The organism is Labrys sp. E2SS-1L (assembly GCF_057073705.1).
The window spans coordinates 2,450,334-2,472,999 of record NZ_CP172712.1 but is presented as its reverse complement, the minus strand read 5'-3'; the positions used below and the strand labels follow the sequence as shown (position 1 = coordinate 2,472,999).

Below are 22,666 nucleotides of genomic sequence, written 5' to 3'. Positions count from 1 at the left end.
GGGATGACAAGCGAAAACCGTGCCCTCTTCCTCCTCAATCCCCGAGATCGACCGGCTTGAGGGTGGGATAGAGGTCGCCGGGGCCGGGATTTTCGGCCGACGAGCGACCACCGAGATGGGTCATCACGCCCCAGACCGCGTTGAGCGCCGTCTGCACCGCGCCCTCGACCCAGGCTGGCGTCCAGCTTACGCCGTCTCCGGCCATGAAGATGCCGCGCTGGCTCTCCGGCAGGTCGGCCTGCATGAAATGCCCGTACATGCGGTGGTTGTAGCGGTAATGCCCCGGCAGCGCTCCCTTGAAGGCGCCAAGAAAATTCTCGTCCGCCTCCCAGCTCACGCAGATCGGCGAACCGATGATGTGGCTGGCGATGTCGAGCCCGGGATAGATCTTGCCCAGCGCCGAAAGGGCGAGCTCCACCCGCCGCTCGGCCGGCAGCGGCAGCACCTTCAAGGCATCCGTCATCCAGGAATAGGACAGGCAGATCACGCCCGGCCTGTCGTCGCCATTGTCGAACAGATAGGTGCCGCGGGTGATGCGGTCGGTCAGCGTCATCGACATCACGTCACGGCCGGTGGCCGGGTCCTTGTCCTTCCAGAACGGACGGTCCACCATGATGAAGGTCTTGGCCGCCTGCATGTAGCGGGTGCGGTCGAGCGCCATCCACAGCTTCTGGTCGAACAGGCTCTCCTCGGCGGCGATCGAGGTGGTAAGCAGATGGCTCTGGCAGGTGACCACCACCGCCTCGTAGTCGTCGCGGTTGCCCCATTGGTCCGTCACGACAAAGCCGCCCCTGCCATTGTGGGCGATCGCCTGCGCCCTGCCCCTGGTGGCGCCGGCATTGAGCCCGGCCAGCGTGGTGCCGGCCGGCCAATGCGCCAGCTTGTCCGGCGCCTTGGACCAGATGCCCTGCGCCACCTGCTCGACGCCGCCCACGACATAGCGCTGCTCGTCGTCGAAGGCGCCGAGATTGACGCGCAGAATCTCCAGCATCGAATTGGGAAAATCCGAATCCCAGCCGCCGGTGCCGAAGCCTACCTGCCCGAACACTTCGCGGTGGCGGAAGGAGAGCTTGCGGAAGGCCTGCGAGGACACCACGAAATCATAGAAGGTGCGCTCGTCCCAATCGCGCACGATCGGATCCCAGATCTCCTTGATGCGCCTGGCGTCGCGCACCCGCATCGCCGCCTGCAAGGCGGAGAACTGGGCCCCCTCCTCCAGCGCCTGGTGATAGGCGTCGGCGACCTCCCGGTAGAGCGGCGGCAGATCGTCCAGCGTGCGGGCATAGAGGGTCTCGCCCTCCAGGTCGATCACGGTGGAGCCGGCCGCCGGCGTCAGCGGATTGGGAAAATCCCGCGTCTCCAGCCCAAGCAGGTCGACATAATGGTAAAAGCCGCGCGAGGAGATCGGAAAGCGCATGCCACCGAGTTCGGCGATGATGCCGTCCGTGCCCTCGAAGCGCTGCGAGCGCAGCCGCCCGCCGAGACGGGCCGATTCATAGAGCACCGGTCTCAAACCGAGGCGCATCAGCTCATAGCCGGCTACCAGCCCGGCTGCCCCCGCCCCGATGATGGCGACCCGCTTGCCATGCTTGTCGGCCGGCACCGCGCCGAGCCCGGCCGGATGGGCCAGCCATTCGTCATAGGCAAACGGAAAATCCGGCCCGAAGGCGCTGATGGCATCGGAGGGGTGGTTCGGCATGGTTGTTTCCCTGCTGGCATGATGGGCACCGGAAAGGCGCGCGCCATCATGCGCGAGGCAGGGGAATAGGGGAAGTGGGGTGATTTGGGGAGGGGGTGATTATGAGCCCCCTCCGCCGCAAACGAACGGCCTTCACAGAAACGCCCGAGCATGCCCAGGCCGATCACTGCACGGGGTCACGGATTGGCCGCGACCTCGGCGAAGGTGATCCTGTCCCGCGCAACCTCTTCGCGCTGCGCCGGGGTCAATCCCGCCAGCGCCTTCTCCACCAGACCCGGCCCATGCAGGCTCTCATCCGGCCAGTCGCGCCAGGCATTGGGATTGATGTCCTGGCTGACCAGGCCGCCCTCGGCATTGCGCACCCGGCTGCCGTAGATGACATAGCCCGGCGGCACCGTGGCGGGCTGCCCCTTCTTGCCGGTAGCAAGGTCGTAAATGCCCTGGACCTCTGCGTCCAAGGCGATCACGCCGACATATTTGCCGTCGGGGTCGATGCCCATGATGTTGGCGATCGGCGCCTTGACCAGGTTGACGGCATCGGTGGCCAGGTCCCAGATCTCCATGCCCTGCTCGCTCGATCCTACGGCATAGGTGCGCACCATATATTTGCCGGCGGGATCGCAGACGGAGACGGTGACGGCATTGCTCGCCTCGCGCAGCCGCATGGTCTTCTTCTGCGCCAAGTCATAGACGCCGAGCAGGCGCTTGTCGCCGCTGCTGTCGAGCGAAAAGCAGATCGTATCGTTGCTGCCGAAATTGGCCTGCACCAGACGGCCGCCCCGCGCCTTGCCCCCGGGCTGCGTGAGCTGGCCCGACTTCACGGTGAATACCGGCTTGCGGCTGGCGACATCGATGACGGTCAGCGCGCTGGAGCCGTCGCCGCCCAGCAGCAGCCGGCTCTCGTCCGGGCTGAATTCCATCGAGGTGACATAGCCGCCGGCCTTCAGGTCGAAGAGCCTGGCGCCATCGAGCCCGTTCCACACGGTGACCACATTGTCCATCTCGGTGACCAGCAGATTGCCGTGCGGGCTGAACAGGAATTTCGAGACCCTGCCCTTGGTCGGCAGGCTCGCCAGCGCCTTCTTCTCGGCGACCGACCACAGAGTAAGGTCGCCGGACTGGTAGTCGGCGCTCATCTGGTAGACGGCGACCCGCCCCTGCGTCGATACCGCCACCTGGGAGAAGCCGGGCTTCACCGGCAGCAAGGCCTCGCGGCTCTGCACGGCGGCATAAAGCGCCACATAGGCTTTGGAAAAGCGCAGGAGCGCCGTCTCGTCGGGCGCCGCGGGCAGGCCTTTCAGGGCCTCGACGATCGCCTCCTCCCGCCTGCCATTGGTGTTGAGTAGCGTTTGGGCCCGGGCGGCATGATTGTCGGAGATCGACTGGGCCTCGGCCAGGGTCTGGCCGCCGCCGAGCTTGAGCTCGTCGGTCAGCGAGGATTTCATCCACGGCGTCTGGGCCCAGTCGGTCTCCTCGCCAACCGCCTTGGTGACGTCGCTCATGATGCGCTGGATCGAATAGCCGGAGGTGCCGACCGTCTTGACGAAGGCGCCGGTGAAGGGACTGAGCTCGCCCTTGCCGTCGAGCGCCACTGCATTGGGCGAGGTGGCATAGGCCACCATCAGCCCGCGCGCCTGCACCGTGCCGGGCGCTGCCGCAGCCCCCGCCCCCTCGACCCGGGCCAGGCCGCGCCCGGTCGAGACCGAAAGCCCGGCCTGGCCGCCCTCGGCCATCGGATTGTTGCGGCAGGCATCGAGGAAAACCAAAGTCGCCTTGGCGCCCTTCTGCAGGGTATCGACGATCGGCTGCACCGGCACGAAGCCATGCTGGAGATCCTTCGAGGTGGCATCGGTGGCCACCAGATAGTTCTCATCCCTGATCTGGATACCGTGGCCGGAATAATAGAACATCGCCACATCGGCCCCGACCGCACCGGCATAGGCGGTGGCGAGGCAGTTCTGCAGGCTCGCGCTGTCAGCATCGCCGGCGAGGAAGATCTCGAAGCCAAGCGCCCCCATCGCCTTGGCCACGGCCTGCGCATCCCGAGCCGGATTGGGCAAGGCCGGAATGCCGTTGCTATAACCGCCATTGCCGACGATCACAGCCACCCGCTTGCCGCTCGCCCCAACCGGCGCGGCTCGGTGCTCGCAGGTGGTGGCGGCTTGGGCGGAGCTACCCGGATGCAAAACGACAAGGGCAACAAAGGTCGCAAGTAATGTCGCCGCAACCCGATAAGTGATTTTCATAATATTTCCTGAAGTCCGGGACGCTACCATCACACGTCGCTTGATCGTTGGGGATCATTCGGAGGCAGCACATGCAAATCTTCTCCATAGAGGAGATGATGTCATGATCTTTCGACAAGAAAGACATCGACGTTCCCCGTGCGCGTTCTTAACCGCAAATGATTGCTGTCCTGCATAACGGCATGTGGAATGTCGATCGCGGCTACAGGATCGTCTGTCAGGAGAACGATGCGAGCCCCCTTTGACAAGGACATGAAGGCGCTGCGCATCTCGCGAACAGGAAAGGGACACCGAAGCCCGCGAGTATCGACGATGCAGCCGATGTTAGCATCGGCGGATAAAGTTCTTTGGCACGCTGTATTTGAGCTGAAATATGCGTCAAGAATGGCATGGAGTTCCAATTCGCTTATGCACGAGGCGGACCAACCGAACTCCACAGGGACAATCGAGATTCCGTGATCAGTAGCGCTCATGTTGATGCCTGCTTCTTGATCGTAACTGTTTGAATATTTTCTTATTGATCAAAACGTCTAAGCCAATTCAACGTAACTTGAAGCCTGACCTCCCGATCGAGGTCCAACATTGGTCGTGGGAGTTTCATGATATTGTACCGATAGCCTTCAAATCGGATCGGCTTTATGAAGCGGGCCACGGTCTGATATGTTTTAGGAATGCCACCCGTCTCGGCTGTCCCAAGCACCGGAAGCTTGCCGGCTCGCAGAACGACGCCGCCTGAATACCGCCTTACTTCGATATCGGGTGTCAATTTCTTACGGATCATCACCTCGTCACCGCCCAGAGCGTCGATGTTGGCGGAGCCAAGAATGGTCAGCCAGTTCGATGAACGCGGCTGTTCATAGCCCCCTTCACTGCATTCCGCCCAATAGTCGCCCATCGCATCATATTCGAGACCAGAATAGTGCATCAGCCAGGGATAGTGGTAGGCATCTTCCATCATCTCGGCGCCAGGCCTGGATAGGACCCCCAGGCCGGACGAACCATGAATCGCACTGAGACGGTCACACCAACGCGCTACCAACTCAACGTAACGATCAGGATTCTCGAACACAAAGCTGGGTGGAAAGTGCACTTTCATCCCTGAAAGAGGATTTCGTGTCCCCTCTTCATGACCGAAAGCCATGAACATGTAGAGTGAAGGGTCGTCCGTTTCCGCCATATCGACATGTTTTACAAACAGATAAGCGGTGTCTGTTTTGCTTAAGGTAGTAATTTTTATAAATTCTTCGGGGATTATGCCCTTGTACCGACGCATGCGTTTGTTATTGCCATCACCAGCGGGGTGAAAATGTGTAATCTTGTCACCGAACAAGCTGAGATAGTCCTTCAGATTTTCGAAGAGCGCCTGGCGTTTCTCTCTTCTCCAGCCCTCCAGAAAATAGATCGACAACAATATGCCAACACGAGAGCGTATCGCATGACCACTCCCCGCGCGAAGAACGCCACGCTCTTCAATATCTCTCGGATTTAACTTTAAATCGAAAGGATATTCCACAAATTCCTCCTCAATTAACAGGGAGCATTGGACTTTGCTTTACCAGATTCGCAGTCGCAATGTTCCTTGACATCGAGCTGGATCAGATCTTTTTCAGGGTCAAGTCCATTTTTTTCAGCAATTTTTCTGTATTCGCCGCGAGCTTGCATTGTGGTCTCTCCATCCACTCCACCGGCGCTTGTCGGGAATTTGAGTTCGAATATTTTCCACAATTTGCCGTCTTTCCACATGGAAACGTCAGGTCTTGGTGCACCAGCCACAACATCCCGTGAGGTAGGCATCTCCGGATCACTGCCCGCAGGCACTGGCTTATAATCGTTTTTTGGATCATAACTTACTTCAGGACGCGCGCCATCAGCATCTGGGCTTGCGGGATATCGCGGTGAACCGTCAGGCCGGCTAGGTCCGTTCTTGTCATAGTTAGCGTCGCGCAGCTTTTTACCTACACATTGGGTGTAGGTTCTCGCTCCTCCTCTGTCCTTCAAACAATCACAGGCCAATTTGCAGATGTCATCGCAGGCGTCGCGCTGCGAAGATACTCGAACATTACCGACCGCGGTTGCGGAGACTTTTGCTTGAGTCTGCGATGCAGACGACATAACGGCGTCGATTGTTTTTTGTTTAATTGCTTCAAAAGATTCCATGTCGCCGGCTGGTAGGGCTGTTGCTCGAACTTCAGCAGCCCCCTTTGCCCAGATAGCCATCTGTTCCGGGGTGTACCCTTGATTGGGAGTAGTTGCGTAAAAATCGAACTCCCCGACAAGATTCTCAATGCGCCGTCGATTGAGAGCTCCCCCGCTTACGTCATTGATCATATTGGCGGCAGACTCGGCACGCCCAAAGATGCTCCAGCGTAACAGCTTCGATGCCCATGATGTTTCAGGCACGGTGGTTGTTGCGCCACCAGATTGGGGGGCGGTGGTCGTGCTGCTTGAACCTCCCCCCCGATAGCCACCTCCAGCGTCATTCATCGTGCCTGTTGCAGCTTCGGCCACTTGATAGGAACCAGGAGGAAGGGATGTTCCGCGGCCAAATATCTTGTCAAGGTCCTGATAGCCCGCAAAGCGCAGCGATCCTGGTATCGGATCGGTATCTTTAGGCGCAGGATATGTCGCGGTATCACAGACGAAATAGGCTTCTCCCACCGTATTCTTGTTGTTCATATGGCAGCGATGGAGATGGGTGATGATAGGTGAACCTTCGGCCCGCACCAAGTCGGCCCCTTCAATAGGCTCGCATATGCCCTCTACCGTGCCCGATTTCACACCTTTGGCCTTACCCGGTTTGTCACCATGGACATGGCAGGTGTTCGATCGCAGCACCATCACTTTCTGGCCGGTAAAGCGCACGGACTCGGTGTAGTTTTCGTCGTGCCCACAGAAATCAACGACGGGATAGGGGATCGGCGGCGTCGAGGAGCCTATCGGGGTCTTACAGACGTCTGGTGACAGGGACACGATACGTGCAGCATCATTGTCCCGTAATCCCTCACGCGGCCGTTTAGTAGTCCAGGACGAGGGGTATTGCGGCTCTCCCGCATAATTATCCGTGGGAGGGGGCAGACTCATGCTTCCTGGGCCTCCACTTGTCGTCTTTCCTCTTGGGAGAACACCACCCGGTTGAGCGTCAGCCGCACATCGTCAGCCTCCGGTAAGGGAAAGCGAGCCCGCCAGGTCAAGAGCACTGTCTCGCCCTCTCGCCAATCGAATTGCACACCGTCTAGACTGGATAGAAACCATTTGTCGCTCCCCTCCTGCTCGCATCGAACGCCGAGGGTGACTCCCGGCAATCGTCCATGCGCCAGTGGTAGATCGGGATGGAGGTTGCTGAGCGCATAATCCTCGTCGCCTTTCAGCCACGGCTCAGCGATCAGATCGGGGTGAGCGCATTGCCAGAAATGCGGATCGAAGTCCAAGGGCAAGAGAGGGTGCCGATGCGCCAACCACGCATCGTCATAGGTACCCGCATATTGTTGACGAGGTCGCCACCATGGAGAAATCGGGCCAAAACCCTCGGGCCGGTAACGCGTTCGCCAATCAAGATTGGTCTCATCTACGGCCATGATGGACGGCGCCCGTATACCTGCGATATCAGCTTCAAAATGGCTGTTCACGATGCCGCAGCCAAGTGGGTTGGCTGTTTCGACGTCCGGACGTATTTCCCGCTCTATATCACCCGTACCGGGCACGGTGCCGCCATAGGCATGATGCCAGTCCAGCGGAACGCGCGCCGCCGGAAGAGGGCCATCAAGACTCCAGTCCTGAAGGATGCCCTCAGGGTGACCGTTCGAGAATCCAGCCCGTACATCTTTTAAGATCGGCCTCCAATGCCTCTCGCCATATACTCTTAGAGATTTCTCCTTTGCTCCCACTCGCAGTGAGCAAGTCCAACTTTTCGAGGCTTGACCGTTCGGAGGATAGGTATTGCCGAGGAATGTAATATCCGTACCAGGTTTTTCCGGCGTCAGATCGGTCTGACGCAGCATGATCCCCTCATGGGGATCGCCCACGTAGGCGTCGGTCCATTGGAACCCCTCCTGCTCGGCTGACAACGCAACCACCTCGCCCTGCCGATGGAGGAAGGTGCCGCGAACGGCGACGACACAATCAAGCTTTCCATTACGGTCGAACTGCCGGAAGGCGAAAGCCTGTAGCGGCGTCCTGTTGATCAGTTCCATGGATGGCCGCTACTAGTTATGGTCGATAGGCTTGCCACGCATCTGGAAATGCTCCGTGGCGACGAAGTTGAATTTCTTGCCGAGAATGATCACCTCGCCATTCGATTTCATGACCAATTTTGAATTGCCGACTTCGATGACAAATTCTTCGCCAACGGCAATCTTCTTGAACTTGCCGACGCTCTCGAGAGCCGCGATGCCGACATTTGTAACCTTGCTCATGCCGATCTGCTCGGCACGGGCAATGCCGATGCTGTCATGCTTGAAGGTACCGGCGACAGTGTACATCATGCCCGGTAGGGAGAAGAGGCCGCCGACATCCTGGCCCACCCCCGTGCCGGCACCGGCGAGGGCCGTACCCGCATCGGCGCGGGGATTGGAGCCGGACACCACGCCGTCCCGAGCGCTGAGCCCTCCCCCTGACAGGAAACCGAGTGCCGACGAAGCAACCGACATTGCAAAACTGCCAAGCGCCGGGCCACTATCGCCGGCAATGGCGCCCGCCTGTTGGAGAAGCCCTGCCGTATGTCCCGCGAGCCCAGCTACTCCGGCCAAAGCCCCAAGTGCCCCTGCGCCGGTACCGCCAACCGTAAGGTGATAGGACCCGCCGATCTCATGCTTCTGATTGCTGGCGACTTCGACCGAGCGGTTGCCGCCGACCGAATGCACGTCATGGCTGTCGACGCGGGCCGTGCGATCGTTGAGGACGCGGGTAGTATGATCCTTCTGAGCATGGAAGAACATGTTCTCCCCGCCCGTCTTGTCCTCCATTGAAAACTCGTTGAAGCCTGTGCTCTTGTGGGAGTTTGAGCGGAAGGTCGAGCGCGTCTTGTTGGCCGGCAGCTCATAAGGCACCTGATTGCGCTCGTTCGGCACCAGCGCGGTGATGATCGGCCGGTCGGGGTCGCCGCCGAGATAGGAAACGATCGCTTCCATACCCACGCGGGGGATGATCTGGCCGCCCCAATTGCCGCCGCCCCAGTTCTGTGCCACCCGGATCCAGCAGGTGTCGGTGCCGTCCTTCTTGGCGCGACGGTCCCAGGGGAACCACACCTTTACCCGTCCATATTTGTCGGGATGAATCTCCTCGCCCGGCGGACCGGCGATGATGGCGATGTCGGTGCCGTCGATGCGCGGGCGCTGGGTCGAGCGGTGGGGCGTCGCCGGCACCCGGCTCGGCAAGGCGATGAAACGGTTGGAATAGTCTGGCTCGCCCTCATTGGTCTCGTAGGAGCGGTCGCGCGCCACATGCACGATCTGGAAGGTGACGTGCTCCTCGTAGCTGTTGCCGGGATTGGCGACGTCATAGGGCTTGAAGCGCCGGCCGGGCGAAAGCGTGCGGATGGAGGAAGCGCCCTCAATGCGCTCGTAATCGGCCTCGGCCGCCTGCATCCTCAGCTTGGACTGTCGCTCCACCCGGTCATTGGCGATGCCTTCGGAAGCACTGTCGGAACCGTAGCCGCCGACCATCGGGTATTCATAGAGCTCATAGGCCTCGTTGCCCGGCAGCGACACCAGGCTCGGCGTCTCGCCCGAGGGCACGGAGCCGGGGGTGAGGAAGTTCCAGTCCCCCGCCGAGCGCTTGCCGGGCACATAGGTGAAGCTGCGCTCGAACTTGGTGAGGTGGTTGCGGTCGCTCGAGCCCATGGCGAGGCGCACATCGGTCTCGGGCCCGCTGGTATAGCCCGAGACATGCGAGGCGATGTGCATGACATGCTTGGCGGCGACCGAGCCTGCCGAGCCGCCCTCATGCTCGAACCAGAAGAACAGGCCGTCTTCCTCCAGGCGGCGCAGGAGATAGGCGATATCCGTCTCGTTATACTGCACCGAATAATGCTGGGGCTTGGGTTCGGGGATGACGCCCGAGGTCACCGGCGCCTGCAATTTGTGCTCGGAAAGCAGCGTGCGGGCAACGTCGAGCGAGGTCTTGTCCTGCCAGATCCGGCAGTCCGAACGCTGGCTCATCAGCCAGTGCTGGGGCCGGATCTCGAGCTGGTAGGAACGCATGCCCCGCGTCACCGGCGGCCCTTCCACCAGGCGCACCACCAGCCCGTTCCAGGTGCGCCGCTCGCCTTGGCCGAGTTCGAGCGAGACGTCGACCAGCTTGCCGACGATCTCGTTCGGCTTGATGTCGGTCTTCTTGGAGCGTACCGCGACATGAAGCGTGAACAGGTCGTTCACCGCCTCGCGCATCTCCACGTGCTCGGGCAGCAGCACGTCGGCGCCCAGCGGTGTCTCGATGCGCAGAATGCGTTCGGCCTGGATATAGGATGCTGAGCTGGCGTCGCCGTCCATCGAATGCCTGTCCCCGTATCATCTGGCCGGCGGCGGTGGCGAGTTCGCCTCACCGCGGGCCTGCCCGTTTCGATCGCGGCCCCGGCCTGGCGCCGGCGCCGCATGCGAAGTCGATGCTCAGTGGCTGATCCGCTCTCCCAGGAGATAGACCGTCACATAGCTGATCGAGCGGTTCGGCGGCGTCGGGCCGATCCATGGCCCCTGCACCAGCCTGGCCAGGGTCGGCTCCAGCTCGGCGCGGCTGCGGGCCGATTCGAGAAAATAGGCGCTGCGCCACATGAAGGCGCGGGTATCGGCCCCCTGCGCCAGCGAATAGGTCACCTGCATCACGAAGACCGTATGGCCCTTGGCGTCCATCGCCTGGGAGATCGGCTGATCATTGTTCTTCAGCCAGGTCCGCAGCGCATAGGTCAGCGAATATTCGTTGAGCAATTCGGAGCCCTGGCGGAACAAGGCCGCGGCCGCCCCGACCGTGGCAGCCCTGCCGCCGGCTTCGCGCGGCCCCGGGGCATAGGCGAAGTAGTCGAGGTTGGGGGCCCGGCCCATGCGGGCAATGGGCGGCACGTCGGCCGGAACCAGCGGCCTTACGCTGAGCCTTGCAGAGGAAACGCTGAAATCGACCATGCCACTCCCTTGCGATTGTCGTTCGATATGGCTGGAAGGCTTCTCCGGAACCGGACCGGAAAGCCGTCGAAAGGTCCGGGGCGCCGCCGGATCGGAGGCGCCCCGTCATCATGCCGGAGGTGCTTAGGCAGCCTTCGTCGTGGCCAGATCGTAGGTGGCGATCGTCGGCGAACCGGAGGTGTTGTCCTCGTTGTAGGGGGTGTACTTCACCTGCATCTTGGTGAAGTTGAGCCGGATCGTCTCGACCGGGCGATCGCCATTCGAATCGACCGAATAGTTGGCGAGCAGCGTGTTGGTCAGCGTGTATTCGATATAGGTGTTGCCGGGGCTGCCGGTGGACACCAGATGGATCACCGCCGTCTTGCCCGTGCGGCCCGAGCAGGCTTCCTGGAACAGCCGGGTGGAAGAGGAATCGCTGACCTTGGTCAGGATCACTTCCGAAATCGTCGGCTCGGAGGCTTCGCGGTTGGCGGCCGAACCCGCCGAAGTGTTCATGTTGCGCGAAACGTTCCAGTGAATGGCTTCGATATCCATCCACTTCTTGTGCTGTTCCTGGGTGGCGTCGCCCTGGATACCATCGAGCTGCAGATAAATCGGCATACTACTTCTCTCCTGTTCGAAGTTGAATCGGCTTAAGACAGGTCAAGGCGCTCGCGCCTTTCTGGGTCGTACCGCATCCGAATGAGCCTTCTTGCCATTCGAGGCTGCTTTATCCGCCGGCCGTTTCCTCGGCCTGGCGAATTCCGTGGCGGCCGCCGGCTCAGCGGCAATGCTGAAACGGTGGCCGTCAAATCCGATCTCGATCCGCCCTGCCTTGGTTCCGGCGGTGACCTGATCGAGGAAGAAGGTGGACAGATCCGGCAGGAGTTCGCGCGCGATCATCGCCTCGATGGCACGCGCGCCCATCTCGCTGGTGCCGGCGCGGGCGACCAGGGCCTCGCGCGCCGGGGCCAGCAGCACCACCTCGCTGCCATAGCTCGCCGCGACGCGGTCCTGGATGCGCCCGATCTGGATGTCGACGATGCCCGACAGCGCCTCCCGGCCAAGCGGCATGAAGGGCAGGATGGTGGTGCGGCCGAGGAAGGCGGGCTTGAACTGCTTCTGCAACTCGCCGAGCAGCAGCCCCTCCAGCGCCTCGCCTTCCGGCATGGTATCGGGATCGGCCGAAAGCGTCGCCAGCAATTCCGAGCCGGTATTGGCCGTCATCACGATGGTGGTGTTCTTGAAATCGATGTCGCGGCCCTCGCCGTCACGCAGCGTGCCCTTGTCGAAGACCTGGTAGAAGATCTCCTGGACGCCGGGATGGGCCTTGTCGATCTCGTCGAGCAGCAGCACGCCATAGGGCCGGCGCCTGATAGCCTCTGTCAGCACCCCGCCCTCGCCATAGCCGACATAGCCGGGGGGCGAGCCGAGGAGCATGGAGATCTTATGCTCCTCCTTGAATTCCGACATGTTGATGGTGGTCAGATACTGGCTGCCGCCATAGAGCAGATCGGCGAGTGCCAGCGCCGTCTCGGTCTTGCCGGTGCCGGACATGCCGACGAACAGGAACACGGCGGGCGGGCGGCGCGGATCGTTGAGCCCGGCCCTGGCCGTGCGCATCGCGGAAGCGACCCGGCCGACGGCACCGTCCTGGCCGATGACGCGTTCCTTCAGGCGCGCTTCCAGCGTCTTGACCGTCTCGACCTGGTCTGTCAGCAGTTTGCCGACGGGAATGCCGGTCCAGCGCGCCACCAGGGCTGCGATCACCTCGCGATCGACGGCACGCGGCAACAGAGGCGTCTCGCCGGTGAGCTTGGCCAGGCTCCCTTCGGCCTCAGCCAGTGCGGCGCGGGCGCTTTCGCGGGTGCCGGGCTGTTCGGGGAAAGGCGCGACATTGCCATCCTCGCCGCTTGGCGATGACGGCTCCCCCGCCTCGTCCTCGCCCGACAGGATCGCTTCCAGCCGGTCGGCCTCCTCCACCAGGCGGGCCTCGGCCTCGAAACGAGCTTCGAGCGCCTCGATCTCGTCGGCGATGGCCACCAGCCTCGTGGCTATCCAGCCTTGCCGTTCCAGGCCCTCGGCGCTCTCCGGCTCCTTGGCGAGCCAAGCCGTTTCGACCTCGAGCAATTCATGCTCGCCCCGCAGGGTGCGAATCGCCTCGGGCACCGCCTGGCGGCCCAATGATACCGCCGCCGCCGCCGTGTCGATCAGGCTGATCGCCTTGTCCGGCAGCTGTCGGGCCGGGATATAGCGCGCCGACAGCCGTACCGCCGCAGCCAGGGCCTCGTCGCGAATGCGCACCTTGTGGTGGGACCGGAAGGCGCCGGCGACGCCGCGGAGCATGCGGATCGCGGTTTCTTCGTCGGGTTCGTCGACCTTCACCGTCTGGAAGCGCCGGGTCAGGGCCGCATCGCGCTCGATGAAACGCTTATATTCGCCCCAGGTCGTGGCAGCGATGGTACGCAGCTCGCCACGCGCCAGCGAAGGCTTGAGAATGTTGGCGGCATCGCCCTGCCCGGCCTGGCCGCCCGCTCCGATCAGGCTGTGCGCCTCGTCGATGAACAGGATGATCGGCATGGACGAGGCCTTGACCGCATCCACCACGCCATGCAGCCGGCGCTCGAACTCGCCCTTCACACCGGCCCCCGCCTGCAGGAGGCTGAGATCGAGCGACAGCAGGCGGACGTCCTTCAGCATGGCCGGTACATTGCCGGCCGCGATCTCCAGGGCCAGCGCCTCGGCGATCGCCGTCTTGCCGACTCCGGCCTCGCCAACCAGGATCGGGTTGTTTTGCCGGCGCCGCATCAAGACGTCGATGACCTGGCGCAGCTCACGGTCACGCCCGATCACCGGGTCGATACGGCCGGAGCGCGCATCCGCCGTCATGTCCTGGGTATAAAGCCGCAGGAAATCGCTCTCGCCGGCTGCCCCCGCGGCCGGCGTCGCGCCTGCCGGTGCCGGGTCCACCTCCGCCGTCTTGAGCTCGGCGAGCGCGGCTTCGACCGCCTTGAGGTCGATGTCGCGCAGGCTCGGGGCCGTCGCCCTCGCCACGATGCGAAGGCTCTGCTCGGTAGCGAGGGCCACCAGGAGATCGCCGAACTCCACGCGGCTGCGCCCGAACTGCAGCGAAGCCACCAGCCATGCCTCGCGGGCGAGCGCCAGCACATTCTGCGACAGGGTCAATTGTGCCTGGCTGTCCCGCGACAGGTCGGCGATGGCGAGGTCGAGCTCTCGCCTGAGCGCGTCGACGCCGATCCCCGCCTGTTCAAATCGCGCCACCAGACCGGGGGCCTGAACGAGCCCGCTCAGCCAATGCGCCACTTCCACAGTGGGGTTTGCGTTGCGTGCGGCGATGGACGCAGCTGTCTCAAGAGCGACACGCAGCTCCGGTCCCAACATCCTGACAAGTTGGTTGAGATCGATATTCGGCATCCACGAATTCCACGTAGGTTTTGCTGCTTATGCGCAAGTGCGCCGTAACGTCAATTGAGTTAAGCAGGATTCCTATTTTCCGTCTATAGAGCTATTATTACAAAAGCCAAGATACCGGTACACCACTGCGAGTCTACCACCGTTAGTGCGGTACGATAGTACATGACATTTTGATGACATTCGCGCGACATGATTCATATGATTCTTCATCAATTGGAAAACTGTAAGGTAATACCATATACCGTCATTCATTCATCGTACGGGCTGTGGCATTGACATTACTGTACCTTTGGAAACAGAATGCTTGAGCCTTTGGAAGCAGACTGCCATCGGGATGTGTCAGGAGTTTAAAGCTTGGGGCCGCTGTGCTGATGGATTTAAGGGAGATTATCTCTCCACTTGGGCAGGATAGCCCTTGCGGCGAGAATATTAGGGTAGCTCCCAAATATCAGGAAAAGTATTATCGGATTAAGGACGCTCGCAATGCTGCTCGAAGCGTCGAGCGGAGCGCGTCTCCGAACGATAATATTCGTCTTACGCCCGCCTGGCATGAGGTCAATGAACTAGGTCTTCAGATCTTGTCGTCCAACAGCAAGGATATCGAAATCCTTGCCTGGCTCGCCGAGGCGCAACTCAGGCTGCGTGGTTTCGAGGGCCTACGGGACAGCTTCACCGCCATGATGTCGCTTTTGGACAATTATTGGGAGGAGCTGCACTCCATCGGCGACGACGATATCGAGGAACGACTGGCTCCTCTTGCCGGCCTCAATGGCGTCAATAGCGAAGGGTCCCTGATCCAGGCGATTCGCCTGACCTCGCTGGTCCCCAATGGCAGTTTCGCCCAGCATTCCCTGTGGGACTATCAGCTCGCCCAGCGGGCTGGAGAAGCCGAGCGTCGCGACCTCCTGCACGAGGCGGCCACGGAAGCGGGAATGGCTGCCATGGCCTCCCATCTGGCCGTGGTCAACGACTGCATCGCCTCCTTTGCCAAGCTGGCGACGGTGCTGACCGAACGCTGCGGGGACCGGGCGCCGCCAAGCTCGAACACCCGCAACGTCCTGCAGGAGGTCGCGGCCGCCATCCGGGATCTCACCGGCCTCGGCACGGAAGAGAGTGATGCCATGCCGGCGACTGCGGCGGAAACGCAGGCGGGCACGGCTGCCGAGACCGCTCCGGCACCGTCGGCGCCGCGTTCCCTCGTTCCCGGCAGCATCGCCTCGCGTGAGGAGGCTTTCGAGATCCTGCTCGCCGTTGCCCGCCATTTCCGGCGGACGGAACCGCACTCACCGATTTCCTTAGCCATCGAAACATTGGTGCGCAGAGGGCGCATGGACTTTTCCGAACTGCTGGCCGAGCTCCTTCCCGAGGCGCAGACGCGCAACGCCGTCCTGACCGCGGCCGGGATCCAGGCCAAGACCGAAAAACGGGACAATTGAGAGACCCTTCGGCGCCGTGCGGGAATTGAAACCCTCGTCGCCCTGGCCGTTTCCCGTTCCGAACGACGCAAGAAATTTATCTGCGGCCTAATTTTATCAACGTGCCCAATTTTACCAACGTGCCCAATTTTACCAACGTGCCCTTGGCACAGACAGGAAGACCAAGATGGAAAGCGTTCACGCCAAGCTCGAAAGGGTGCGCAAGCCCCGGGTCCACATCAAGTACGAGGTCGAAACCGAAGGGGCGATGGTGGTCAAGGAACTGCCTTTCGTCGTCGGCGTGCTCGGCGACTTCTCCGGCAACCCCACCCAGCCGCTCAAGCCGTTCGGCGAACGCAAGTTCGTGCAGATCGATCGCGACAATTTCGACGACGTCATGCGCCGCATGACGCCCGGCCTCAACATCGCGGTCGAGAACACCCTGGCCGATGACGGCACCGACCTCGCGGTCAATCTCAAATTCGAGAGCATGGAAGATTTCGAACCCGGCGCGATCGTCAATCAGGTGCCGGCGCTCAAGGCCCTGCTCGACGCCCGCAACCAGCTGCGCGACCTGATGAGCAAGGCCGACCGCTCCGAGGACCTGGAACGGCTGCTCGAAAACATCCTGCAGAACCAGTCCGACATCAAGCAGCTGGTCGGTGAACTCGGCGGCAACAAGAAGGACGGCTCGGCGAACTGACGCCGCAGCGACACGAGGATCGAGCCATGAATGCCAAGACCCAAGCCAAGCGTGACGTCGTCGTCGAAACGACAGCGGAAGAGAACCTGCTCTCCAAGGTCGTGTCGGCCACCCGCCAGACCGAGCCGGATCGCGCCCAGGACCTGCTGCGCACCCTGACCGACCAGGCCCTCAAGGGCACGGTGGTCTATGACCGCAACCTGACTGTGACGCTCAACAACGCCATCGCCGCCATCGACAAGACGATCTCGCGCCAGCTCGCGACGATCATGCAGTCGCCCGAATTCACCAAGCTCGAGGGCGCCTGGCGCGGCCTGAACTATCTGGTGAAGAACTCGGAGACCAGCGTCAATCTGAAGATCCGGGTGCTCAACGCCTCCAAGCGTGATCTCGCCAGGGACCTGTCCAAGGCCGTCGAGTTCGATCAGTCGCGCCTGTTCAAGTCGATCTACGAAGACGAGTTCGGCACCCCCGGCGGTGAACCGATGGGCGCGATCATCGGCGACTACGAGTTCGACAATTCCTTCGACGACGTCCAGCTGCTGCAGGGCCTGTCCTCGATCGCAGCGGCCGCCTTCGCGCCCTTCATCTCGGCTGCGAGCCCGCGCATGTTCGGCTTCGAGGACTATCGCGACCTGGCGCGCCCGCGCGATCTGGAGAAGATCTTCGAGACGGTGGAATATGCCAAGTGGCGTTCGCTGCGCGAAAGCGACGATTCGCGCTTCGTCACCCTGGCCCTGCCCCGCGTGCTCGCCCGCATGCCCTATGGACCGAAGACGCATCCCATCGACGAATTCGGCTATGACGAGACCGGCGATTCCAAGACCGGCGAACTCCCGCACGACAATTATTGCTGGATGAACGCCGCCTATGTGATGGGAACGCGTCTGACCGAGGCCTTTGCCAAATTCGGCTGGTGCACCGCCATCCGCGGCGCCGAGAATGGCGGCAAGGTCGAGAACCTGCCGATGCACATCTTCTCCAGCGACGATGGCGATCTCGATCTCAAATGCCCCACCGAGGTCGGCATCACCGATCGGCGCGACGCCGAACTCGGCAAGCTCGGCTTCCTGCCGCTGTGCCACTACAAGAACACCGATTACGCCGTGTTCTTCGGCGCCCAGACCGCCCACAAGCCCAAGCTCTACGACCGGCCAGAGGCGAATGCCAACGCCGCCGTGTCGGCCCGCCTGCCCTATATGATGGCGACGTCGCGCTTTGCCCACTATCTCAAGGTGATGGGCCGCGACAAGATCGGCTCCTTCATGGAAGCCAAGGATTGCGAAGCCTGGCTCAACCGCTGGATCTCCAACTATGTCAACGCCAATGACGAGGCCGGCGAGGAAACGAGGGCGCGCTACCCGCTGCGCGACGCCAAGGTGACGGTCCAGGAAGTTCCGGGCAAGCCGGGCTCCTACAATGCCGTGGCCTGGATGCGCCCCTGGCTGCAGATGGAGGAACTGACGACCTCGCTGCGCATGGTCGCTCGCATTCCCGCCAAGAACTGAGCCGGCGAACAGACAGTGAGCCGTGCCGCCGGCCCGCCCGGCGGCACCTTCGGCTTTCCTTCCGAAAGCCATCTCCGACGATAGGTTTCGAGAACTTGCTGCGAGGCAGAGCAGATCGGCTCATCGCCCTGATCGACGAGGCGCTGAATCGCCAGGTCAACGCGATCCTGCACCATCCCGAATTCCAGGCGATGGAGGCACGCTGGCGCGGACTGGCGATGCTGGTGCGCGTCGCCTCGCGCTCGAGCGAGGTCAAGATCAAGCTGCTCGAGCTGAGCTGGAAGGAGCTGGCGCGCGGCATGGAACGCGCATCGGACTTCGACCAGAGCCATCTGTTCGAGCTGGTCTATAATCGCGAATTCGGCATGCCGGGCGGCGAGCCCTATGGCCTCATCATCGGCGATTATCACCTCTCGCCCACCGATCCCCAGGGGGGCGGCGATGTGGTCGGCACGCTGACCCAGTTGGCCCCGGTGGCGGCGGCCGCATTCTGCCCCTTCGTGGCCGGCGCCTCGCCGCGCGCGATCGGGCTGGAGAGCTTTTCCGAACTCAACCGCGTGCAGGATCTTCATTGGCTCGACAGCAGCCCCGATCGCATACGCTGGAACCGCCTGCGGACCCATGAGGATACGCGCTTCCTCGGCCTGGTCGCGCCGCGTGTCCTGATGCGCCAGCCCTACGAGCCCTATTCGCGCCGGCGTGATGACGGCTTCCCCTTCCGCGAAGCCGTATCGGCGGATGGCGCAAGTCTGCTGTGGGGCAATGGCGCCTTCGCCTTCGCCACCATCGTCATCCGCAATTTCATCCAGTCCGGCTGGTTCGCCGACATTCGCGGCGTCACCCAGGACGCGGTGGACGGCGGCATGTTGAGCACGGCCGAACTCGCCGCCTATGATTTTGCGACCGAAAGCGAGGGCCTGTCCGCCCAGCCGCCGGTCGAAGTGCGCCTGACCAGCGGACAGGAGCAGCAATTCTGCGATCACGGGCTGGTGCCGATCGGCACCACCTACATGTCCGCATCGGCGATCTTCAACGCCAACCAGTCGCTCCATGCGCCCCAGCATTACGCCAATGAAAATGCGCGCCAGAACGCGCGCCTTGCCGCCATGCTGCAATATGTGCTCTGCGCCTCACGTTTTTCCCACTATCTCAAGGTGATCATGCGCGACCAGGTCGGCCGGCTGGCCGACGCCACCGCGCTGCAACGCAAGCTCGAGGACTGGCTGTCGGGCTATACGCTCGGCAATGACGATGCCGACCTGCCCCTGCGCACGCGCTATCCGCTGCGCTCGGCGGGCATTGCGGTCGAGGAACTCGCCGGCAAGCCAGGCACCTTCATCTGCACCGTGCGGCTGCAGCCGCATTTCCAGCTCGACGACGTGTCGACCAGCTTCCACCTCATTGCCGAAATGGCGCCGCCGACGAGTGGCGTCGATACGGCCTCCCCGCCCAGAAGGATGACCGCATGACGCTCGCCGCCAGCATCGCCAGTTCCCTGTCCGAAGGCGCCCTGAGCCAGGCGCTCGACCATGCCAAGGACCATGTGAGGGCCCGTCCCTCGGACAAGGACGCCCGCCATCTCTATATCGACCTGCTCGTCCTCGCCGGGGACTATGAGCGGGCCGATACGCAATGCAGCCTGGCCGTGACCCTGGCGCCGCAGGACACCATGGGCTTTGCCCTGTTGCGCAACCAGCTGCGGGCCATGGCGGCCCGCAAGGCCTGGTTCGAGGCCGGCGCCGTGCCGGAATTTCCCCAGGGGCCGAGCGCGCTCGACAAGGCCGCCATCGAGCTTGCCATCATCCATCGCGAGGGTGGCGCGGCGAGACCTGCGCTGGAGGCACTGGACCGGCTGCGCGGCGAACAGCCCATGCTGTGGAACGGCAGGCCGGTCGGCGACTTCCGGGACCTCGACGATCGGGTGCCGCATGCGCTCGAAGTCATCATGACGGGCGGCGCCTATCTGTGGATCGACTTCGCCAAGATCGCCTCGGTAACGGTGGAGCCGATCGCCCGGCCGCGCGACCTCGCCTTCCGGCGGGCGGAGCTGTCGCTGATCGACGGCGCGTCCGCACCCGTGCTGCTGCCGGCGATCTATCAGGGTACCGAAGGCAACGAGACGCTCTTGCTGGGACGCGAGACCGAGTGGGTCGCCGAACCTTCGGGCATCACCACCGGCCGCGGCCAGCGTTGCTTCCTGGCCGGCGACGACCTGGTCTCCTTCCACGACATGCAGGCCCTGGGCATGCCGGAAGTCGCCCATCACAAGCAGGCTGCCCATGGTTGATCCGCTCGAACGGTTCCGGGCCCGCGAACAGGTCCTGTCGCGCTCGATCCTCGATCGATTGCTCGACGCGACACCCGATCTCGTCCAGGACCCCGCCCTCAGCCTTGCGGACCAGGCGCGGGAGATGCGCGAGGCCATCCGCCGCGACCTCGAGGCACTGCTCAATACCAGGCGCTGTCCGGCCAGCCCGCCGGACAGGCTGGCGGAGCTCGGGGACGCGCTGGTCAGCTACGGCGTGGAAGGGATCGTCTCCGCCAATCTGGTCACCGACGAAGCCAAGCTGCAGCTGGCACGCGCCATCGAGCGGCGCATCGCCCTGTTCGAAACGAGACTGTCGAACATCCGCGTGACCATCCTCAAGAATCGCACCCAGGGCGAAAGAGCGCTGCGCATGCGCATCGAGGCGACCTTCCGCCTCTATGACGGCATGCCGCCGATCAATTTCGAATCGACCATCGATCCCACCAGCCAGCGCTTCCAGGTGGAGGCGGCACATGGCTGAGGGGTTCCTGCGGCGCTACAATGAGGAATTGTCGGCCTTGCGCCGGCGTGCATCGCGGTTTGCCGATGCCTTCCCCAAGATCGCGGGACGCCTGCGCTTGACCGGGGAGGTTGCCGACGATCCCCATGTCGAGCGTCTCATCCAGAGCTTCGCCTATTCGGCAGCCAGGGTGCGCCAGAAGCTCGACGACGAATTTCCCGAACTCACCGACGGCCTGCTCGAAACGCTCTATCCGCATTATCTCGCCCCCCTGCCCTCCATGAGCATCGTGCGCTTCGCACCGGGCGAGTCGCTGGCCGCCATGCAGACCCTGCCGCGCCACACCGAGGTGCAGGCCGAACCGGTCGGCGGCGAGACCTGCCGCTTCCTGACCACGCAGGATGTCGAAATCGCGCCGGTGGAAGTCACCGCGGTCACGCTGTCGGGACAGCCGATCCAGGCCCCCCTTTCCCGCCATGCCGGTGCGGCCGGCTGTCTGCGGCTGTCGATCCGTTCCCTGGCAGGGCGGCGTCCCTTGTCGGAGCTCGGGGTCAAGCGCCTGCGTTTCTACATTGCCTCGCCCTGGCGGCAGGCGAGCGCCTTGTACGAATTGCTCGTCAACCACACGCAGGGCATTGCACTGGCGCGCCATGCCGACGACGACAAGGCGATCTTCCTGCCGGCCGATCACCTCAAGCCTGTCGGCTTTTCGGCCGACGAGACCATGCTGCCCTATCCCAGCACGAGTTTTACCGGTTACCGCCTGCTGACGGAATTCTTCGCGCTGCCGCAGAAATTCCTGTTCTTCGAGATCGACGGGCTGCAGCGCTGGCATGGCGACGGGCTGGAGATCTTCGTCTATCTCGGCCAGACGGACGGCAAGCTCGAGCGCTCGGTTACCAGCCGGGATCTGGTGCTGCACGCGACGCCCGTGGTCAATTTGTTCCGCCAGACCTGCGAGCCGCTCGCGCTCGACGGCACGCGCACCGAATATCGGCTGCTCTCCGACTCGCGTCGGCAGCGGACACGCGAGATCTATTCCATCGAGAAAGTGACGCTGACGGGATCGAAGGGCGAGCAGCAATCCTGCCAGCCCTTCTTCGGCCGCACCCAGCGGTCAGGCGCTGCCGCCGCCTATTGGCAAAGCTATCGGCGCTTCGACCCCGACGACGGCACCTGCGATCTCGACATCGCCTTCGTCGACCACAACCGCCGGGTTACCGGCAATATCGATGCCGTGGCCAGTGTCGACGCCTGGTGCCTCAATCGCGCTCTTCCCGAGCGCCTGCCCTTCGGAGGCGGCCACCCCCATCTCAAGCTGGCGCTCGGCAACGAGGCGGTCGGGCGCATCGAGGCGTTGATCGCCCCGACACCCGCCGTGCGCATGAACGACGAGGATGGCCGCAACTGGCGACTGATGTCGCATCTCCTGCTCAACCATGTCTCGCTGTTCGACAATGGCGGGGCGGCGCTCAAGGACATCCTCTCGCTCTATGCCTTCCGTGACCTGCCGGAGACCCGCCAGCTCGTCGACGCCATCATCCGGGTGGAGGCGCGAGCTGCCACCGCCCGCATCCGGGGCGGCATGGTGCCCGGCACGGAGATCACCGTGGAATTCGACCCGGCCGCAATCGACCGCCCTTCCGCCTTTCTGTTCGGCAGCGTGCTCGATCGCTTCTGCGGCCTCTACACCTCGGTGAACAGCTTCACCCGGCTGACCGTCTCCATCAAGGGCCAATCCAAGCCGATCGCCACCTGGCCCGCCCGCGCGGCCGAGCGGCCGCTGCTGTAGGAGGCCCTTGCA

At 62.8% G+C, this 22,666-nt stretch carries 17 protein-coding genes; 7 read left to right on the top strand and 10 right to left on the bottom strand.

What is annotated here, in order from left to right; all coding sequences use genetic code 11:
• Positions 1-34: 34 nt before the first annotated feature.
• The 10 genes from ACIGJE_RS11445 to tssH all read right to left on the bottom strand — a co-directional run bounded on the left by ACIGJE_RS11445 (position 35) and on the right by tssH (position 14,468).
• Positions 35-1,699, bottom strand: a complete 1,665-nt coding sequence (locus tag ACIGJE_RS11445; protein WP_483680112.1) for a flavin monoamine oxidase family protein — start codon at positions 1,697-1,699, stop codon at positions 35-37.
• Between the two features lie 176 nt (positions 1,700-1,875).
• Positions 1,876-3,945, bottom strand: a complete 2,070-nt coding sequence (locus ACIGJE_RS11440) for a caspase family protein (protein WP_483680110.1) — start codon at positions 3,943-3,945, stop codon at positions 1,876-1,878.
• Positions 3,946-4,046: 101 nt separating this feature from the next.
• Positions 4,047-4,418 carry a sulfurtransferase TusA family protein gene (locus tag ACIGJE_RS11435; RefSeq protein WP_415085993.1) on the bottom strand — a complete coding sequence of 124 codons (372 nt, stop codon included), beginning with the start codon at positions 4,416-4,418 and terminating at the stop codon, positions 4,047-4,049.
• A 41-nt stretch (positions 4,419-4,459) separates the two neighbouring features.
• Positions 4,460-5,458, bottom strand: a complete 999-nt coding sequence (locus ACIGJE_RS11430) for a type VI immunity family protein (protein ID WP_415085995.1) — start codon at positions 5,456-5,458, stop codon at positions 4,460-4,462.
• A 14-nt stretch (positions 5,459-5,472) separates the two neighbouring features.
• Complete coding sequence (locus ACIGJE_RS11425) at positions 5,473-6,915, bottom strand: DUF4150 domain-containing protein (RefSeq protein ID WP_415085997.1); 1,443 nt, start codon at positions 6,913-6,915, stop codon at positions 5,473-5,475.
• Positions 6,916-7,022: 107 nt separating this feature from the next.
• Positions 7,023-8,135 carry a DUF2169 family type VI secretion system accessory protein gene (locus ACIGJE_RS11420; RefSeq protein WP_415085999.1) on the bottom strand — a complete coding sequence of 371 codons (1,113 nt, stop codon included), beginning with the start codon at positions 8,133-8,135 and terminating at the stop codon, positions 7,023-7,025.
• A gap of 12 nt (positions 8,136-8,147) precedes the next feature.
• Positions 8,148-10,430, bottom strand: coding sequence for a type VI secretion system Vgr family protein (locus ACIGJE_RS11415; protein WP_415086001.1), 2,283 nt, complete (start codon positions 10,428-10,430; stop codon positions 8,148-8,150).
• A gap of 117 nt (positions 10,431-10,547) precedes the next feature.
• Entirely contained in the window at positions 10,548-11,054 is a 507-nt protein-coding gene (locus ACIGJE_RS11410; RefSeq protein WP_322431029.1) for a hypothetical protein, read from the bottom strand.
• A gap of 123 nt (positions 11,055-11,177) precedes the next feature.
• Positions 11,178-11,654: an Hcp family type VI secretion system effector gene (locus tag ACIGJE_RS11405; RefSeq protein ID WP_068288623.1), complete on the bottom strand. Its 477-nt coding sequence runs from the start codon at positions 11,652-11,654 to the stop codon at positions 11,178-11,180.
• Between the two features lie 42 nt (positions 11,655-11,696).
• On the bottom strand, positions 11,697-14,468 hold the full coding sequence (tssH, locus tag ACIGJE_RS11400; protein WP_483680108.1) for a type VI secretion system ATPase TssH: 2,772 nt from the start codon (positions 14,466-14,468) through the stop codon (positions 11,697-11,699).
• 371 nt (positions 14,469-14,839) lie between these two features.
• Between tssH and tssA the strand changes: the two genes are divergently transcribed.
• The 7 genes from tssA to tssF all read left to right on the top strand — a co-directional run bounded on the left by tssA (position 14,840) and on the right by tssF (position 22,654).
• A complete protein-coding gene (tssA, locus tag ACIGJE_RS11395) occupies positions 14,840-15,904 on the top strand; it encodes a type VI secretion system protein TssA (protein ID WP_311933453.1) in 1,065 nt (354 codons plus the stop codon).
• 166 nt (positions 15,905-16,070) lie between these two features.
• Positions 16,071-16,586 (top strand): type VI secretion system contractile sheath small subunit, encoded by a 516-nt coding sequence (gene tssB, locus ACIGJE_RS11390; RefSeq protein ID WP_068288619.1) that lies wholly within the window; start codon positions 16,071-16,073, stop codon positions 16,584-16,586.
• Positions 16,587-16,612: 26 nt separating this feature from the next.
• The gene (tssC, locus tag ACIGJE_RS11385) at positions 16,613-18,094 is read left to right on the top strand and encodes a type VI secretion system contractile sheath large subunit (protein ID WP_311933454.1); all 1,482 of its coding nucleotides are present in this window, start codon (positions 16,613-16,615) and stop codon (positions 18,092-18,094) included.
• Positions 18,095-18,174: 80 nt separating this feature from the next.
• The gene (tssC, locus tag ACIGJE_RS11380; protein ID WP_415086065.1) at positions 18,175-19,563 is read left to right on the top strand and encodes a type VI secretion system contractile sheath large subunit; all 1,389 of its coding nucleotides are present in this window, start codon (positions 18,175-18,177) and stop codon (positions 19,561-19,563) included.
• Positions 19,560-20,381: a type VI secretion system accessory protein TagJ gene (locus ACIGJE_RS11375; RefSeq protein WP_483680105.1), complete on the top strand. Its 822-nt coding sequence runs from the start codon at positions 19,560-19,562 to the stop codon at positions 20,379-20,381. Before tssC (ACIGJE_RS11380) ends, ACIGJE_RS11375 begins: the two co-directional genes overlap by 4 nt.
• A complete protein-coding gene (gene tssE / locus ACIGJE_RS11370) occupies positions 20,374-20,883 on the top strand; it encodes a type VI secretion system baseplate subunit TssE (RefSeq protein WP_311933458.1) in 510 nt (169 codons plus the stop codon). Before ACIGJE_RS11375 ends, tssE begins: the two co-directional genes overlap by 8 nt.
• A complete protein-coding gene (tssF, locus tag ACIGJE_RS11365) occupies positions 20,876-22,654 on the top strand; it encodes a type VI secretion system baseplate subunit TssF (RefSeq protein WP_367624113.1) in 1,779 nt (592 codons plus the stop codon). The genes tssE and tssF overlap by 8 nt, the downstream gene beginning before the upstream one ends.
• The last annotated feature ends 12 nt before the right edge of the window (positions 22,655-22,666 follow it).

Coding starts and splice junctions, on each gene's coding strand:
- ACIGJE_RS11445 (WP_483680112.1), bottom strand. CDS start 1,699: ATGCCGAACCACCCCTCCGATGCCATCAGCGCCTTCGGGCCGGATTTT.
- ACIGJE_RS11440 (WP_483680110.1), bottom strand. CDS start 3,945: ATGAAAATCACTTATCGGGTTGCGGCGACATTACTTGCGACCTTTGTT.
- ACIGJE_RS11435 (WP_415085993.1), bottom strand. CDS start 4,418: ATGAGCGCTACTGATCACGGAATCTCGATTGTCCCTGTGGAGTTCGGT.
- ACIGJE_RS11420 (WP_415085999.1), bottom strand. CDS start 8,135: ATGGAACTGATCAACAGGACGCCGCTACAGGCTTTCGCCTTCCGGCAG.
- ACIGJE_RS11415 (WP_415086001.1), bottom strand. CDS start 10,430: ATGGACGGCGACGCCAGCTCAGCATCCTATATCCAGGCCGAACGCATT.
- ACIGJE_RS11410 (WP_322431029.1), bottom strand. CDS start 11,054: ATGGTCGATTTCAGCGTTTCCTCTGCAAGGCTCAGCGTAAGGCCGCTG.
- ACIGJE_RS11405 (WP_068288623.1), bottom strand. CDS start 11,654: ATGCCGATTTATCTGCAGCTCGATGGTATCCAGGGCGACGCCACCCAG.
- tssH (WP_483680108.1), bottom strand. CDS start 14,468: ATGCCGAATATCGATCTCAACCAACTTGTCAGGATGTTGGGACCGGAG.
- tssA (WP_311933453.1), top strand. CDS start 14,840: ATGGATTTAAGGGAGATTATCTCTCCACTTGGGCAGGATAGCCCTTGC.
- tssB (WP_068288619.1), top strand. CDS start 16,071: ATGGAAAGCGTTCACGCCAAGCTCGAAAGGGTGCGCAAGCCCCGGGTC.
- tssC (WP_311933454.1), top strand. CDS start 16,613: ATGAATGCCAAGACCCAAGCCAAGCGTGACGTCGTCGTCGAAACGACA.
- ACIGJE_RS11375 (WP_483680105.1), top strand. CDS start 19,560: ATGACGCTCGCCGCCAGCATCGCCAGTTCCCTGTCCGAAGGCGCCCTG.
- tssE (WP_311933458.1), top strand. CDS start 20,374: ATGGTTGATCCGCTCGAACGGTTCCGGGCCCGCGAACAGGTCCTGTCG.
- tssF (WP_367624113.1), top strand. CDS start 20,876: ATGGCTGAGGGGTTCCTGCGGCGCTACAATGAGGAATTGTCGGCCTTG.